The 16,555-nt window shown below is 43.6% G+C and carries 19 protein-coding genes; 9 read left to right on the top strand and 10 right to left on the bottom strand.

What is annotated here, in order from left to right; genetic code table 11:
- Positions 1–784: 784 nt before the first annotated feature.
- From flgN to ACJAZP_RS18825, 10 genes are all read right to left on the bottom strand, one after another.
- The gene (flgN, locus tag ACJAZP_RS18870) at positions 785–1,195 is read right to left on the bottom strand and encodes a flagellar export chaperone FlgN (RefSeq protein ID WP_415232294.1); all 411 of its coding nucleotides are present in this window, start codon (positions 1,193–1,195) and stop codon (positions 785–787) included.
- Complete coding sequence (gene flgM / locus ACJAZP_RS18865; protein ID WP_415232293.1) at positions 1,188–1,481, bottom strand: flagellar biosynthesis anti-sigma factor FlgM; 294 nt, start codon at positions 1,479–1,481, stop codon at positions 1,188–1,190. The genes flgN and flgM overlap by 8 nt, the downstream gene beginning before the upstream one ends.
- A gap of 162 nt (positions 1,482–1,643) precedes the next feature.
- Positions 1,644–3,731, bottom strand: coding sequence for a flagellar biosynthesis protein FlhA (locus tag ACJAZP_RS18860; protein ID WP_415232292.1), 2,088 nt, complete (start codon positions 3,729–3,731; stop codon positions 1,644–1,646).
- Complete coding sequence (flhB, locus tag ACJAZP_RS18855; protein ID WP_415232291.1) at positions 3,731–4,855, bottom strand: flagellar biosynthesis protein FlhB; 1,125 nt, start codon at positions 4,853–4,855, stop codon at positions 3,731–3,733. The genes ACJAZP_RS18860 and flhB overlap by 1 nt, the downstream gene beginning before the upstream one ends.
- Before the next feature lie 106 nt (positions 4,856–4,961).
- Positions 4,962–5,741: a flagellar biosynthetic protein FliR gene (gene fliR, locus ACJAZP_RS18850; RefSeq protein ID WP_415232290.1), complete on the bottom strand. Its 780-nt coding sequence runs from the start codon at positions 5,739–5,741 to the stop codon at positions 4,962–4,964.
- 2 nt (positions 5,742–5,743) lie between these two features.
- Complete coding sequence (gene fliQ, locus ACJAZP_RS18845; protein ID WP_415232289.1) at positions 5,744–6,013, bottom strand: flagellar biosynthesis protein FliQ; 270 nt, start codon at positions 6,011–6,013, stop codon at positions 5,744–5,746.
- A gap of 4 nt (positions 6,014–6,017) precedes the next feature.
- Positions 6,018–6,758, bottom strand: a complete 741-nt coding sequence (gene fliP, locus ACJAZP_RS18840) for a flagellar type III secretion system pore protein FliP (RefSeq protein WP_415232288.1) — start codon at positions 6,756–6,758, stop codon at positions 6,018–6,020.
- Positions 6,759–7,118 carry a FliM/FliN family flagellar motor switch protein gene (locus tag ACJAZP_RS18835; protein WP_415232287.1) on the bottom strand — a complete coding sequence of 120 codons (360 nt, stop codon included), beginning with the start codon at positions 7,116–7,118 and terminating at the stop codon, positions 6,759–6,761. It abuts the gene before it with no gap.
- Positions 7,115–7,915: a FliM/FliN family flagellar motor switch protein gene (locus ACJAZP_RS18830; protein ID WP_415232286.1), complete on the bottom strand. Its 801-nt coding sequence runs from the start codon at positions 7,913–7,915 to the stop codon at positions 7,115–7,117. Before ACJAZP_RS18830 ends, ACJAZP_RS18835 begins: the two co-directional genes overlap by 4 nt.
- 32 nt (positions 7,916–7,947) lie before the next feature.
- Positions 7,948–8,376, bottom strand: a complete 429-nt coding sequence (locus tag ACJAZP_RS18825; protein ID WP_415232285.1) for a hypothetical protein — start codon at positions 8,374–8,376, stop codon at positions 7,948–7,950.
- A gap of 582 nt (positions 8,377–8,958) precedes the next feature.
- Between ACJAZP_RS18825 and ACJAZP_RS18820 the strand changes: the two genes are divergently transcribed.
- From ACJAZP_RS18820 to ACJAZP_RS18780, 9 genes are all read left to right on the top strand, one after another.
- Positions 8,959–10,131: a flagellin gene (locus ACJAZP_RS18820; RefSeq protein WP_415232284.1), complete on the top strand. Its 1,173-nt coding sequence runs from the start codon at positions 8,959–8,961 to the stop codon at positions 10,129–10,131.
- Between the two features lie 263 nt (positions 10,132–10,394).
- Positions 10,395–11,738, top strand: a complete 1,344-nt coding sequence (gene fliD / locus ACJAZP_RS18815; RefSeq protein WP_415232283.1) for a flagellar filament capping protein FliD — start codon at positions 10,395–10,397, stop codon at positions 11,736–11,738.
- 15 nt (positions 11,739–11,753) lie between these two features.
- Positions 11,754–12,128 carry a flagellar export chaperone FliS gene (gene fliS, locus ACJAZP_RS18810; protein WP_415232282.1) on the top strand — a complete coding sequence of 125 codons (375 nt, stop codon included), beginning with the start codon at positions 11,754–11,756 and terminating at the stop codon, positions 12,126–12,128.
- Complete coding sequence (locus ACJAZP_RS18805) at positions 12,121–12,453, top strand: hypothetical protein (protein ID WP_415232281.1); 333 nt, start codon at positions 12,121–12,123, stop codon at positions 12,451–12,453. The genes fliS and ACJAZP_RS18805 overlap by 8 nt, the downstream gene beginning before the upstream one ends.
- An 8-nt stretch (positions 12,454–12,461) precedes the next feature.
- Entirely contained in the window at positions 12,462–13,670 is a 1,209-nt protein-coding gene (locus ACJAZP_RS18800) for a flagellar hook-length control protein FliK (protein WP_415232280.1), read from the top strand.
- Between the two features lie 71 nt (positions 13,671–13,741).
- Positions 13,742–14,188: a flagellar basal body-associated FliL family protein gene (locus tag ACJAZP_RS18795; protein ID WP_415232279.1), complete on the top strand. Its 447-nt coding sequence runs from the start codon at positions 13,742–13,744 to the stop codon at positions 14,186–14,188.
- Positions 14,189–14,197: 9 nt separating this feature from the next.
- Complete coding sequence (locus ACJAZP_RS18790; protein ID WP_415232278.1) at positions 14,198–14,935, top strand: sigma-70 family RNA polymerase sigma factor; 738 nt, start codon at positions 14,198–14,200, stop codon at positions 14,933–14,935.
- Complete coding sequence (motA, locus tag ACJAZP_RS18785; RefSeq protein ID WP_415232277.1) at positions 14,932–15,795, top strand: flagellar motor stator protein MotA; 864 nt, start codon at positions 14,932–14,934, stop codon at positions 15,793–15,795. The genes ACJAZP_RS18790 and motA overlap by 4 nt, the downstream gene beginning before the upstream one ends.
- A 44-nt stretch (positions 15,796–15,839) precedes the next feature.
- Positions 15,840–16,555, top strand: a 716-nt coding sequence (locus ACJAZP_RS18780; RefSeq protein WP_415232276.1) for a flagellar motor protein MotB, incomplete at its 3' end; no start/stop codon positions are given.

The raw sequence follows: 16,555 nt of genomic DNA, 5'->3' as shown, positions 1-16,555 counted from the left end.
CAGAGCCGCCGCCGGAAATAAGGGCGACTTTACTTTTATCCCAATCCTTTCGAATCACCACACGAATATGCTCATCGATATTTAAGCGGGTTAAATTATCATGCTGATTACTGTAAATCAGGCCGTCGATGGCATCACTTACCAGTGTTTTTCGTTCATTGAAAAATAATTTGGACATGGATGAATTCCTTGGTGTTTGTGTTGAATTTGTGTAAATGCATGCATTGTTTGCGTAAACATTAATTGTAGGTATCTTACTCTGATTTAAAGTAGATAATTGTGACTCAATCTACAAAATGTAATCGATTACACTTGTTCAGTTCTTGTTACTTTGTTAGTTCGATTTAACCGCTTGTAAAGTATGATAAAAATTTACTAGCGGTTGTTCTCGGTTTAAAGTCTTTTTATCGAAGTGGATTATTAATTTCAATTTTTAATTTCAATTTTTAATTTCAATTTTTAATTTCAATATTTAATTTAAATTAAATATAAAACAGTATGTTATGATTTTTTGTAAAAAGGTAAAGTGCTTAAGTGGTAAACTGATCTAGAATAATTATAGAATTTCAAAGTATCAGAAAATATAACACCTATAGAGTATGTAATATAATTGACAAAATAAGGTTCTGTGGTGAAGGACGTTAGAGATGATATTGCTTTGATTCATACTTGAGCGCAGAATTTTCTTGCTCAGACGGGACCCTGTTACAGGGTAGATCTAGATATGAAGATTATTGAGGGTATTTTAACTGCCTTGTGATGCAAAAGATGCTTGAACTTTTGCTTAAATTTTAATGTTAATTGATTGTTTTGAGAGTTGGGTGATCAGTTCATGCTGGCCGGAAAACAACAGGCCATTCTGGCTGTTTTTTTCTTCGCACTTTCTCAATATGCTAATCAGTTTTTCTAATTCGTCCGATAATTGGGCATTTATTTTGAGTGGCAGAGAGGTAATAAATTTGTCTATATTTTGTGAAAATCCAAAGGCGTGCACTATTTTCAGACGTTTTAAATGATTTTTTCTCAAGATATCCACTGAAGAAAGGATTTTTTCATTGGTGCTATTCAATTTTTCACCGTCCATCTCAATACAGCTGTCTCTGACCGATGCCAGCAGATCCGTTAATCCATGAGCGACCTGCAAATCATTTACAATAGAGCGATGAAAGAGTGCTACCATTTCTTTTTTAGTCATTGTTGGTCTTATCCAGTAGGTGTTCATTCATAATCGACTGGGCAAGGCTGGTTAAATCTATTTTCAACTCACCCTTAGCGATCGCCTGCTGCACCTGTTTCACTTTTTCCATATCAATATCTGGAATTTCACTGAGTGTTTTTGCCGCAGTGGCGATCGTCGCGGTATCACCTACGCGGACATCATTATGCGGCACCGACGGAGATAATTTCTTCGTTGGCACTTTGCTCTTATTTTCTGTTGCAATCGCGCTTAAACTTGCAGTTGTCACTTTATTTATTTTCATATCGCCAATATCCATTTTTACCTTCTCTTTTATATAAACGGCGAAATTTTGCATTTCATTTTTATTTAACTAGCAATATAACGGTTTTTTTCAATTTGACGGAACTATTATTGCAATGAGTGGTAATACAATCTATTAATGAAGACTAGTCTAAATTAACGATTAGTCTAAATTACCAATCGCGTTAATTTTGTAATCATCGGCAATTTCATTGAATGACAGGACAATTAAATCCTGTGCAAATGCACGTGCAAATTTACCCATCATCGGTCTCACCGTTGGCGATACCAATAAAATAGGCACCAGTCCCTGCTGCATCATTTGTTGGGCAATATTAGGTAAGTTTTGTTGCAGCTGGGCTAACAAACTCGGATCTATGGGGACTTCATCGAGGCTGGTTTGCGGATTCTGTGACTGAACCTGTGCGATTGCGTTACGCAGAATATTATCTAATTCACTGCTTAATACAAACAGGTCAAGGGTTTTACTGTCTGGACTGATCAGGCTTAATATGGTGCGTTTCAATGCCGCGCGAACATCTGATGAGATAAGAATGGGGTCTTTGGTTTTATTGAGACTGTCGAGAATAGTATTGGCAATGACTTTTTTATTTTTAATCGGCACTTGATCAATAAGCAGATGCTTAATAATTTGTAACTGTAACGCCGGCGTGACGGCTGTGCTCAAGGATTCTGACAGCTGTGGATGAATCAGCCCCAGTTTATCGTTCATTGCTTTTATATCATCATAGTTAAAAATACTGGCAAGATTCGCGCTTAATACTTTATTGATATGAGTGGCAATAACATCGGCTAAACTAATCACCTGGTAACCGTAATTAATCGCAAGTGACTTATTTTCCGGCGTGATCCACAGTGCCGGCATCAAATAAGCGGGATCTTTACCGATAATACCGTCTATTGAGCCAAAACTGTCATCGGATGAGACGGCCATTAAATGATCCATTTTTACTGCGCCTCTCTCCATCTCTTCGCCATCAATAAAAATAACGTATTCGTCAGGTTTGAGGGATAAATTATCGCGAATGGTTATCTCCGGTATTAAAAATCCGACCTCTTCGGAGAGCGATTTTCGAGTGCCTTTAATGCTTTTAAGCAGCGGCGCGCCATTCTCAGTGTTGAGCAGCGCAACCAGTTTAAAGCCCAGTGTCAGGGTAATCGGCTCAATATCTGTCACCACCTGCCAGTCAAGCACCTCCTCCGTAGATGTCTGCAACGGGTTGAGCGACTGATTGACCTCTTCTGATTGAGACTCGTCCTGCATTTTGCCCTGCTGCCAACCGACAAAACCGAGCAGAGCGGCAAAAATCAAGAAGGGTAAATGCGGCATATTGGGCACTACGCCGATAACCGTCATCACCCCTGCGCCGGCATAAAGCACACTGGGAGTAGACAGGATCTGTTTTTTGATGGTCTGTGAAATATCGCTGTCGGAGTTACTGACTCGAGTCACAATCACCGCTGCAGAGGTCGCTAATAACAGCGAGGGGATCTGCGCAACAATCCCGTCACCTATGGTCAGCAGGGCAAATGTCTGAAAGGATTCTGCGGCGCTCATGCCATGGGAGAAAATGCCGATCAGCACGCCGCCGATTAAATTGATAAACAGGATCATCAGGCCGGCGATGGCATCTCCGCGGACAAATTTACTTGCGCCGTCCATCGAGCCATAAAACTCCGCCTCATCACCGGTTTCCTGACGGCGTATTTTGGCTTGTTCCTGGGTGATTAATCCCGCATTTAAGTCGGCATCAATGGCCATTTGTTTACCCGGCAGTGCGTCAAGGGTAAAACGTGCGGACACCTCAGAGATACGCTCGCCACCCTTGGTGATAACCACAAAGTTAATAATCATTAATATAATGAAAACTACCATGCCGACCACATAGTTACCGCCGATCACTACATCACCAAAGGCCTGAATGACATCACCCGCCGCATTTCCCCCTTTATGTCCCTCAATTAACACCACTCGTGTCGAGGCAACATTCAGGGTTAAACGCATCAGGGTTGCGACTAATAACAGCGTCGGGAAAACAGAAAAATCCAGCACTCTTTTAGTGGTGGTACTGACCAGCAATACAATAATCGCCAGGACAATATTCATGGTGAAAAATATATCCAGTAAAAAAGGCGGCAAAGGCAGCATAACCATCGCCAGGATCATCAGCAGGGTGACTGGAATCGCGAGGCTTAATTTAATATTTTTAAACTTGTTTAATAGTTCCATTAAAATTGGAATCCTTTTGGCATAACAAAATTAGGTAAATGGTTAGGTTTGTCGATTTCATTTTTCTTAAACCGTCGCAGTTGCATAACATATGAGAGTACGTGCGCAATCGCGACAAACAGTTGATTGGGTATCATTTGCTCTAGTTGGGTAGTGTGATAAATGGCGCGCGAGAGTGCCGGGGAGATAACCACTTCAACACCGTTTTCCAGGGCAATCCGCTGTATAAATAAGGCAGTTTGATCATTACCTTTAGCTACTAAAAACGGAGCTTCAGCTCTTTTGGGATCATACTTAACAGCAACCGCATAGTGGCTCGGATTCATAATAATAACATCGGCATCGGGAACAGTTTTGGTGATCGCGCGCTGTGACATTTGCTGCTGTATCTGGCGAATCCGTTGTTTAACTTCCGGTCGGCCCTCGGCCTGTTTATGCTCATCTTTAAGCTCTTGTTTTGACATTTTCATCTCTTTGTTAAATTCATAGAGCTGATAGGGCAGGTCAATCAAACCGTAGAGCAATAAAATGGCGATAATATACAAAGAATATTTGGCTAATATGGTTAATACGGCAATAGCAGAAGCGTCTATCGGCAGGCGCTGCAGTGACAGCATATAGACGAGATTATTGCTTAAAAATGAATACAGAAGATAGATGATAACAGACACTTTAAGAATTGATTTTATTAACTCCACAAAGGTCTTTAGGGACCACATGCGTTTAATGCCTTTGAAAAAACTTAATTTATCTAATTTTGGCTGAATTGTTTTAAAGCTGAATACCCATCCGCCCAGCACCAGGCTGCCGATCAGCGTGGACAGAACCACCACGAATAAAAATGGGAAAAAGATTTCAATCAGGGTAAAGAGTGATTTGCTCAGGCGCAGCAGTAATTGGTCATTACCCTGCAGCGTTTCCACCGAGAAAGAAAAATTAAGCTTAAACAAGTTTAGCAGTGCCTCGGCAATGCGCTCAAAACTGATGTAAAAATACAGGCAGAAGCCGAGCAGCATACAGGCCGATGCAAACTCCTTCGCCCGTGCAATTTGTCCTTCGCCCTTGGATTTTTTAAGCTTCTGCGACGAGGCATGTTCGGTTTTATCCTGTGCATCATCACTCACTGGAGACCTCTCCGGACATCATGTCGCTGCAAGCAAACTCCTTCGCCCTTGGATTTTTTAAGCTTCTGTGCCGAGGCATGTTCGGTTTTATCCTGAGCATCATCGCTCACAGAGCACCTCCGGTCATGTAGCCGCGGGCAAACTTTATCGCCTCCATTAAAACATCAAAGTAAATACCGCCGATTCCGCTGAACGAAAGCAGCAGTGCAAATAAACCTAAGACCATGGTCATCGGAAAGCCCAGAGCAAAAATATTCAAACTCGGTGCTGCCTTATTCATAAAACCAAAAGAAGCATTGGTGATCAGCATTGCCGCAATCGCCGGAATGGCAACCGCAAAGGCTGACGCAAACATCCAAACCATCATGTTGATAATTAAGTGTAAACTGCCCAGAGAAAAACCTTGTTCGATAGGCCAGACGGTGAAGCTTTCGACCATCAAGGCTAACATCGCAAGGTGGCCGTCAAAGGCTAAAAACAGCAGGGTGCAGGCGAATAAAAACAATCGCCCGACGATCGCCACGCTGATCCCGTTGGCGGGATCATTCATGACCGCCATGGCAAGACCCATTTGCACCGAAATAGTCTGCCCGATGGTGGTGAACACGGTGAAAAATATCTGGAAAAGAAAACCGAAAAACAGCCCCCACAATAATTGTGTGAAGCTTAATACTATGGCCTGCAGAGAAAAAGGGTCAATAGCCGGCGGCGAGGTGATTAGCGGCGCAACCAGCATCGCCATGACCACCGCCAGGGATAAACGCACCTTCACCGGTACGCTGCCGTCACCAACAATCGGAGCGAACATAAATACTCCGGAAATTCGCATAAATGGCCACCAGAACAGCCCTAACCATTGGGTTATTTCAGCAAAGGAAATAATCATATTCAGCCAATGATTTGCGGGATATTAAGAAACAGGTACTGAAATAAATCGGTTATTTCAGTAATCATCCAACTGCCCGCAAATATAATAGTTAATAGGGTGGTTAGCAGCCGCGGCAGGAAACTTAAGGTCTGTTCATTCACCTGTGTGGCTGCCTGAAAAACCGCCACTATCAGCCCGACCACTAAACTGGGTAATACCAGTACGGAAACAAATTTAATGATCAGCCAAATGCTCTGCGACATAAGGGAAACAGCTAGTTCCGGGCTCATAGGCTCATCCGAATGACGCGCTTAAACTGCCAACCAGCATAGTCCAGCCGTCAACCAGTACAAAGGCCAGTAACTTAAAGGGCAGTGAGACGATCAGCGGAGAGAGCATCATCATGCCCATTGACATCAATACGCTGGCGACCACCAGGTCAATAATCAGAAAAGGCAGAAACAGCATAAAACCTATCTGGAAAGCGGTTTTCAGCTCACTGATCACAAAGGCTGGCAAAATAATGGCAAAAGAAAGATCTTCGGGTTTGACACTCTCATCTTCACCGGCGATATTCATCATCTGCTCCAATGAACTGCTGTGCGTTTGCCTAAGCATAAACTCCCTGACCGGTTTTTCGGCAATGCCGGCAGCCGTTACCAGGGTTATCTCACCGGCATCATAGGGCACAAAAGCATTCTCATAAACATCTGTCCAAACCGGTTTCATGATTAAAATCGACAACGCTAAGGCGATCCCTACTAATACTTGATTAGGCGGAGATTGCTGTAATCCCAGTGCCTGGCGGAGAATCGCCAGAACAATGATAATTCGCGTAAAACAGGTACACATTAAAATAAAAGCCGGAATAAAACTCAGTGCGGTCATCAAAATCAGGATCTGCAGCTTGACACTGTAGTCCTGTCCGGTCGGCGTATCGGTTATCGATAAAACCGACAGACCTTCATTGGCAAAAGAGTTAAAGGGTAATAACAGTGTCAGCAGCAGCAGCACACGTGACCAGGTGATACTCACTCAATTAATATCTTTATTGACAATGTCAGTGATTTTGACACCGTAATGTCCGTTGGAAACCACCACTTCACCGTAGGCAAATAACTTACCGTTGACCTTTATATCCAGGGCCGCACCGTTTTCTTTAGTGAGCATTAATACCGAATCATTTTTAACTTCCAGCAATTCCTGCAGGGTCACTGTTTTAGCACCGACTTCAACCGTCACATGCACCGGGATATCATTAAGAAAACTCAGCGATTTTGCCTTTTTGGCAGAACCGGGTCCGGGTGATGGTGTCTCATTAACCTCATCGGTGAGATCAAAATCCATATCATCTAAATCAAATTCATTATCTAAATCATTGTTTAAGGAGTTCATTGGGAATTCTCTTGTGGGTCATTGACGGTAAAGTGTAAGTGCTCATTTTGCGTGGAAATTTGTCCGCTCAGTACAGCTGTCTTGCCAATAGAAAAAATGGCGTGGTCACGCATCTCCATGGAAATAACATCACCCACCTGCAGCGATGAAACGTCCCCTAATGTCAGGGTGCGGCTCATCAGGGTTACATAACCGTCAACTTTTACACTGAGTAACGATTTTTCGATGGCTGCTTTGTCGATTAAAGCATGGGGGAGGTAAGTTTGTACTAAGGTTTGTTCCAAATTCTGATTTAAAATAACCTTGAAAGAGATCTGTCGCTCTGCCACGGTTAAGTTAAAGGTCAGCACGATCGATTGAGGCGCTAGTTTTTTGGTTGCGACTATTTTACTGTGCTGATCGCCGCGCAGCAGGATAACCTGGTCTGCGACGCGCTTTGCCAGGCGGTCAAATAAACGCAATGCGGTATTATTGACTCTGTTACTGGTGCCGGGCGGTTCATTAAAATAAAGATCCGTCAGCTGGTTCAGTGCGTCTCCGGCGATGGTCAGTGTTAATGTGCCGGTGGCGCTGATCTCAACCGAAGTGTAAACCGTCTCCTGCTGCTCGCCGCGAGGGTGCTCCAGCAAGGCTTCTATTTCGGTTTCGATGCCGGCATTAAACAGGGCACTGAAGCTGTCATTGAAATTCACCTGCATTTCCTTGGCTAATTTAGCAACAGTTGGCAGCAGTCTGCGCTGTGCTAAGCCGAGACTTTCGGTGGCTATTATTTGGTACTCTTCTTTCACTTCTTCCATGCAATATACCTGATCCCGATGGCCGTCATCTGCTAGGTGAAAATTGATTTTTTACGGGTAATAGAAATAAGATCGGCTAATCTGGACTGATCTCTTTCTGCCTTTTTTTTCCGTAATGCCCGTTGTTTGTTGTCGATGAAAAGTTCAACTAATTTACTTCTCGCCGCCTGCCTGTTGAGGTGAAACTCTCTTCTGCTTAACTCGTTATTCTGGTTGGTATACTCTTTCTGCAAATTGCTCGACACATGGCTGATCAGCTTTTTATAATTATTACTGTTCTGACTGATAATACTGTTGTGTAGCTGAGCCTTATTAACCGGCGTATTTAAAATATTATTGATGCTTTCAATGGACGAATTTATCTGCTCCACGGACTGTCTGGCGCTGGCCACACTGCTCAATAATGAATACTCTTTGTGCTTTTCTATTATCTTGATGGTCTGATAAAGTTTATTTTTCATTAAAACATCCGCTGTTTGACGCTCGCCACATTGCCACTCAATAATAAATATTTTTGCTGTTTTTTATTATCTTGATGAGCTGATCAACATTGTTTTCATTAAAGCATCTGCAGTTTGACGCTCGCCACATTGCCGCTCAATAATAAATATTCTTGCTTACTTTTCTATGATCTTGATGACCTGATCAACATTGTTTTCATTAAAGCATCCGCTTTTTGACGCTCGCCACATTGGCACTCAATAATAAATATTATTGCTGTTTTTTATTATCTTGATGAGCTGATCAACATTGTTTTCATTAAAACATCCGCTGTTTGAAACGCAAGGGGCGGATTATAAAGCGATTCTACTAATATTAAAGCGGAAAGTTGGGATTTTTATAGATCAGAGCAGGAATAGTGATTTTTTCTGCTGATGACTGCCCGCCGGCGGCGGTTTGTTTATTTTGTACTCAGGCGCTTATTCGCATAAAAATAAAAAAATTCGATTATTTATTAAAAAACTGAATCAAAACGGTTTTTTTAGCCGTAACTGTTATTAGCGCCATAAAAACCCAATATTTTACATAAAAGGAATTAGACTATGTCTTTATCAATTCAAACCAACTATGCCAACCTGGTTGGTCAAAATACATTAAACGAAACCAACGCCGATTTTAATACTTCATTAGAGCGTTTATCCACGGGTTTCCGTATTAACTCAGCATCCGACGATGCTGCCGGTCTGCAAATCGCCAACCGTTTAGAAGCGCAGGGCCGTGGAATGGGCGTGGCGATGCGTAATGCCGGTGATGCCAGCTCGCAGATGCAGACCGCAGAAGGCGCTATGGAGGAGATGACCGATATCGCTTTTCGTATGAATGACCTGGCAACCCAAGCTGCCAATGGTACAGCCTCTGATGATGACCGTACGGCAATGAACACCGAGTTTACATCCCTAGCTGCTGAGCTGGGCAGTTTGATGGAAAACACCAACATGGGCGGTCAAAAACTGCTTGATGGCACAGAAGGCGTTTTTGCGAAGGGCGAAATTAGCTACCAAGTGGGCAGTACCTCTGCGGAAAAATTAGACGTAGATATTTCCACCGAGCTGGGAGCTGTATCCTCATCGGTAGGCAATTTTACCGATGCAGCTGCTTTTACCGAAGCATATGATACAGCATATACAGAAATTGCTGAACAAGATGCAGGAGACTATAGCTCCGCTGTGGGTACTATAAAAGGTGAAGATACTGATAGTACCTACGACAATACTAGTGGTGCTTATCAAACATCTTACGATAATCAAGGGCTTGTTAGTGGTGACACTGCAACCACTGAACAAGCAGCAGTTGCAGAAGCGTTTGCTGTATCTGCAGCCTATGATGCTAACGAAGCGGAAGCTGTTATTGCCGGTGATGCTGCTGGTGCACTCGCAACTGATTTTGCCGATACGGCGGCTATGGAAGCTGCTGGTGTAACCTTAAGTACACAAGATGGCGCAAGGAACGCCATCGATACCCTTGCAGGCTTTATTAATGATGTCGGTGCAGCACGTTCAGGACTGGGCGCCAACATTAACCGCCTGGACCATACTATGTCTAACCTGTCGAATATGTCGGAAAATACCGCTGCGGCAAAATCCCGTATTATGGATACCGACATGGCATCTGAATCATCAAGCATGAGCAAAAACCAGATGTTAATGCAGGCCGGTGCGCAGGTGCTTTCGTCCACTAAAATGGTGCCGCAGTTAGCTATGTCATTAATGGGTTAATCCCGGCTATCTAACCGCACAGTAAAACCGCTCTTTAACCCGAGCGGTTTTTTAATTTTAAATTAAGTTAAAAGTATTCATTTAAGCGGCTGTTATGCTTTACTGTCCATCCTATTAAGATCGGTGGTGATTAACATAAGTCATTCATGAGTATAAAAAATAATTAGCATAACCGCGCTGAAAAAAATAGTCTGTTATGCCAAGGGTTTTTCGCAACGAGCGTATAATCGGCGCAAACGGATATTTATTAAGGGGAGTTTAAAATGGTCGATGCCGTGAGTATGGCAACACAACTTGCTGCCTGGGAGGTTTACCCCTTTGAGACTCGTGCACAAACGCAGCTAAGCGAGCTGAGTGGCAAACGCAGCGCATTAAGCAGTGTTAACAGCGCATTAGGATCTTTTGATAGCGCACTCTCAAGTCTCAGTGGTTACAATAAAAGCGTGGTCAAAAATTCGGCGAGCTCATCCGATGAAGATTTTTTAAGCGCGACGGCGGGTGCAAAAGCGCAGGCCGGCAACTACCAGATTTTTGTTGAGCAGCTTGCCCAGCACCATCAGCTGGCCACACAACTTCCCGCCGGCACCAGCCAGGACTCCTTTGTCCCCGCTACGGGGGATCTCACCCTGGATCTCAACGGAGAAAGTTTCACTATTGATTTGGAAGCGGCAGATAGCGAGGGTCAGGGCGAGCTCAGTTATCTGGATTTAGTTACCGCCATTAACAACGACCCCGATAATAGCGGCGTTTCCGCCTCTTTAGTTATCAGTAATGGTGAAATTCAAATGCTCTTTAGCGGCGATGAGACGGGCGCGGAAAACACAGTGAGCATTTCATCGACCACTGCTGACACGGTTTTTGATACGGCGATGAACAGTAATAACATGAAGGTGCTGCTTAAAAATCAGGATGCTATCGCCTGGCTCGGTGGTGAAGACACTGGCCTTAAGCTGCAAGACAGCTCCAATGAGCTGGAGGAAGTCTTCAGCGGTGTTGATATTACCCTGACAAAAGCCCATACCAGCGGCGAAGTTGGTGAGACCTTAATCATTGATGCGGATCAGGAAGGCACCGCTGATGTTATGAAAGGTCTGGTTGATAAATACAATAAAGTTATAAGCACCATAGATAAATACAGTGCCAACGGCAATGATGATGGCGAGACGCGCGGCGCATTAGCGTCGGATCCGACCACTCGGGCGATTACAAACAGTCTGCGCGGTGTTTTTCAGCAGACCTTTGACGGTGTCACCATGAGCGAGTTAGGTTTTGAATTTAGCCGTGACGGCAGCTTAAGTTTTGATGGTGATACCTTTGAGGAGTTTCAAAGCACCTCAACCACTGATATTGAAGAATTATTTCGCGGAGAGGACATGTTCCTCAGTCAATTGCAGGGGAAACTGGATGTTTATCATGATTCTTCAAGCGGTACCATTAAAAACCAGATTGAGTCAATTGATCTGCAAAAAGAGCGCGCAAATGATAAGTTAGAAAGCTTAGATCGTAAGTATGAAAATTATTATGCGCGTTATTTAAAACAGTATACCTCGTTAACCACGCTACAGACTCAAATGGACAATATCAGTTCCATGTTCACCCAATATTAAGGATTTATGATGTTAATGAATAACCCCAGAAGGGCTTATAAAAAGACCCAGGTCGAAGCACAGGCGGCGGCTTCTTCATCCGTTGAACTGATCCGTATGCTGCACGGTAAGTTAATGGAAGAGATTGATAAGATGGCCTTTCATATAGAGGAGAAAAACCATTCAATGAAATCTGCCTGCGCACAAAAATCCATGGATATATTGATCGCTTTAGATAGTTCTTTAGATTTAAGTAGCGGTGATGAGCTGATTAATAATCTGCACCGTATTTATGAATTTGCGATCAGTAAAATTTATCAGGCCAGCCGTAATAATGATATTGAGGAAATTAATCAGCTCAAACCCATTATTCAGGACATTAAAGATGGCTGGGATGGCTTAAGTGCGTGATAATGCGCTGCAAAATAGTTACTTAAAACAGGTGAAATTACTTACTGCAGGATTACAGCGTGCCACAGAAGATGATGATATAGCGAAAATCAGCCAGTATGAAGTGCTGATCGAAAAATTATTAAGCGATTTAGCGGGTAAAAAAATACACCCGACTTTAGGGCTGGCGTTAAGTAAACTCAGGGCGCAACATGAACAGACAAGTGTAAGCATCACCGAAAAGCTCGATCATGTTAAAAACGAACTGCTCAATCTTAAGAAAGGCAAAAAAAGGATGGGTGCTTATAGCCAATCATCGATGACCAATATTATTGTTAAAGCATAGGGATTAGGATGGACTTAACGCTCAGGACGGCGGCACCAGTCAATACGGCTGTCAGTGGCAATAAAAAAGAAAGTGCGCCGTTAACGGGGACTCTTGAATTACCGGGTAATATTCAGCAGACGGCGGGGTTTTCGGGAATATCAGCAGCGCTTTCTTTGCGCGGCGCACCGGGTAAACAACTTGATTTTAGCCAGCAGGCGGAGATAAAAACACCACCGAACCTTGCCGGGAAAGCTGAGGTTAATGTGGGCGATTCTACGCAAACTGCAAGTGCGCCTGAGACGATTCAACAGCCTGACTTGATTCAATCCGCAAATAATGAGCCTTCGCCTGATTTGCTTCAACCCGCGAATAATGAGCCTTCGTCTGATTTGATTCAACCCGCTAATAGTGACCCTTTGTTCGATTCTACTCAATCCGCAAATAATGATCCTTCGCTCGATTTTATTCAATCGGTTAATAGTGGCCCTTCGTCTGATTTTATTGCGCCGGTCAATGTCCCGGCTGACCTGCTTGCTCAGGTTGAGCAGTTTACGCTAAGCAGTCAAAGAACGCTGCTGCCGACCTTGTCTTTATTCACGGATACTCCAAAAACAAATTCGGACTCTAATCGTCTCGGTGATGTAATTCATTTATCTAATGCCGACTCTCTGCCTTTAAAAAAGGTCATCAGCAGCTCCTTTTTGGGTATTGACCCGGCGCAGAAAAATACCTCTCCCCTGCAGGGCATTAATGCAGCCGCTAATGGTTTGACCGAAAAAACCATTGAGTGGGCAAAGGTGGATCTGCACGCAGAGCTTAAGCTGAGCGACTCCAAGGCCGCAGCAAGCAGCCGAATCGGAGAAAAATTAATCGCAATATTGCAGGACAGAATAAACATTCAAGCCAGCAATAATATAAAAAGTGCGCAAATCCGGCTGGATCCGCCGGACCTGGGACATATCAAATTAACCGTGGCGATAGAGGGTGACAAGGTCAGTATCGGGATTGTGAGCCACAATAGTGTTGTTCGTGAAGGCCTGCTGCAGACCTCGGAAAGATTACGCCACGAACTGGTGAATCAGAATTTTGTCAACGTCTCCGTGGATATTTCCTCGGGCAGTGAAGGGCAGGCGAATAAACAACAAAACAGCGGGGAGCAGGTCCTGGCCAATACCTTTACTGCCGCAGATGAACACAGCGGCGACCATCAAAATGAGTTTATTGCTAAAGTTTAGCAGCACAGGAAAGTGATAATGAAGATGAATTTATGGTTAATGTTTAGCCGCGAAGGCAAAGGAAAGCGATAATGAAAAAAATGATGATAGCAGCGGTTGTGCTTTTACTCCTTATTGGCGCGGCGGGTGGCGGATATTATTATCTCAACAAAGGACATGCAGAGGAAAATATAGAGGTGATCGAAGAACCTGCGGAAGACAGTTATCAGGCCTTTGTTCGAGTTAGCGACATTTATTATTCAAGCAACAACGGTAAACGCACCAAGCTGATTGCGATCGACCTTGCAATTGAAGCCAAAGACGAGTTAAGCGAAATCGAGTTCAAAAAAAACGTTCCCAGAATCAAAGGTGAAGTCTTAAAAATTCTTGCAACACCCAAGTATAAAGCCATTGATGACGCCTCATTATTGACTTTTATCAATGAGAATCTTAATAGCGACTTAGATTCGCTGCTTAAGCAAATTTCAGTCGCTAATGGATATTTCCAAGTGTATGTTACCAAACTGATTATTCAGTAGGCGATCGGTATGCTGCATTCCACTAAGCAAAAAAAATATAATCAGACGGCGGAGCTGACGGGAACCCGAAGTAAGCAGGAAGAATCTTTGCTGGTCAGCAAGTATCTTTATCTGGTGCATGGGGTGATAAAAAAGATGGGCTATATCAACTCCATTTCGGATAACGATGATATGAAGCAGGTCGGCTTGATTGCCCTGTTAAGAATGATTCGCCGATTTCCTGTTATTGATGACCAAAAAGAATTTACCCGCCTCTCTTATATCCGCATACGAGGCTCGATACTCGATGAGATTAGAAGCCGTGACTGGCGATCCGAGGAGAGCCGGAAAAATGCCGCTACCTACCTGGCGCAGGAAAAAAAACTGACTCAATCTCTGGGGCGAGTACCGAGCAAGTCGGAAATGCTGGACAATATGGCGTTGAGTGAAGATCAATACGAGGAAGCCCGCTGTGCTTTGAACGGCAAAGTGTTTGCCGAGCTGAGCGAGCAATTAATGAAGGACTATGACCAAGCTCAGAGTGTGGATATCAGCCAGGAGGTTGAGAATAAACAATACCTGAGTGTGGCACTAAAGCAGCTTAACGAAGAAGAGGTGTTAATTTTACATCTGATGTATGAAAAAGATATGTCGTTTAAAGAAATGGCATTAGCGACCAATAATAATTTCTCTAGGATCAATAAAATCCAGCGGGAAGCGCATCTGAAATTGGCGAATTTAGTTGCAAATAAAGGGAATTTATCATGATCCGGTTAGCAGGACTTGTATTTATTATGTTTTGCCTCTTTGGCGGTTTTGTCATTGTTGGCGGGAATCTGGCACTTTTATGGAAACCCACTGAAATTTTCATTATTTTCGGTGCGGGGACGGGCGCGTTAATTTTGGGCGCCAGTAAAAGTTGCCTGATCCTGATTATCTCGCAGCTCAAGCAGGTCTTTAGCGGCAACCAATATACCAAAGCATTCTATCAGGAGCTGTTAAGTCTCAATTATCAGCTGATGCGAGTCAAGAGAATGCCTTCCGGTACTAAAGTGCTTGAAAGTCATGTGGAAGATTACGAAAATAGCAGTATTTTCAATCAATACCCTTTGGTTTTAAGTCATAAGTTGCTGGTCAATTTTATCGTTGATAATTATAGAATGACCATCGCAGGCCCCATTGCCGCACATGAAATTGATGCCACCTTAGAAGGGGAAATTGAAGTTATCACATCGGAGCTGCTTGAACCTTCTGCCGCGCTTAAAAAATTAGCCGATTCTTTACCTGGGCTGGGTGTCTTGGGGGCGGTGATGGGGATCATACTGACCATGCAGTCCATTGACACCGATATTAAAATGATCGGAGCGAATATTGCAACCGCATTGATCGGTACCTTTTTAGGGGTTTTTGGTTGTTACTGCCTGTTTGACCCGCTCAGCAGCGCGGTGAAAAGTAATGCGCTGAAATCTATGGTGCCCTTTGAGGTGGTGAAACAAATACTGGTGGCGCATGTTTCTAATAAATCTCCCCTGTTATGTATCGATTCAGGAAGGCGTGCCATTGAAATAGATGAAAAACCGGCATTTAAAATAATAGAAGAGTGGACTGTGGAATTAGATCAGTCTTAGAAGGCTCTCAAGCAGAGCATTTAAAATAACAGAAGGGAGGGGAAATGCACGATAAAAAGCAGCCGATTATTATCATAAAAAAAGGCCGGCATCAACAGCATGAAGAGCACTCCTCCGCGTGGAAACTTGCATTTGCTGATTTAATGGTTTCTCTGATGTGCGTGTTTCTGGTCCTTTGGGCGCTGCAGATCGCAGATAAAAGAGAAAAAGAAGAAATTATCCATTATTTTCGAACCGGGCAAATGAGCACCCCGCAAGAGGGGCAGTTCGCGCAGAAGAACTCTTTGGTTTCGATACCGCTAATGTCATCGGCAAAAGACAATAATACCGATATTCATGATTCGGTCAACAGCTCCTTAATACAGGGAGAATATAATACTCAGGAGGAACTGCAGTTCTTGATGGGGCGCTTGGATGACTTGATTGATGATATTGATGCCACTAATAACATCTTAATTGCGGTTATTCCGGACGGATTGCGGATCCTCTTAACCGACAGTGATGACCATAAAATGTTCAAGCGGGGAGGCGCGCAGTTGACCCCTTTTTACGAGGATATTCTGCTGGAGTTTTCATCGGTGTTTAACGCCATAGAGAATGGTGTGGTGATAACCGGGCATACTGACTCTGCGACCTATAACAGATCGGAAATCAGCAATTGGGATCTCTCTGCACAACGTGCCAACAGTGCGCTCCGTACCATGGAGGCGGGAGGACTAAAAGAAGCCAATATTACTCAGGTGATCGGGATGGCTGATAC

This window comes from Psychromonas sp., assembly GCF_047632955.1.
GTDB lineage: Bacteria > Pseudomonadota > Gammaproteobacteria > Enterobacterales > Psychromonadaceae > Psychromonas.
This window is presented reverse-complemented; position numbering and strand designations above follow the sequence as displayed.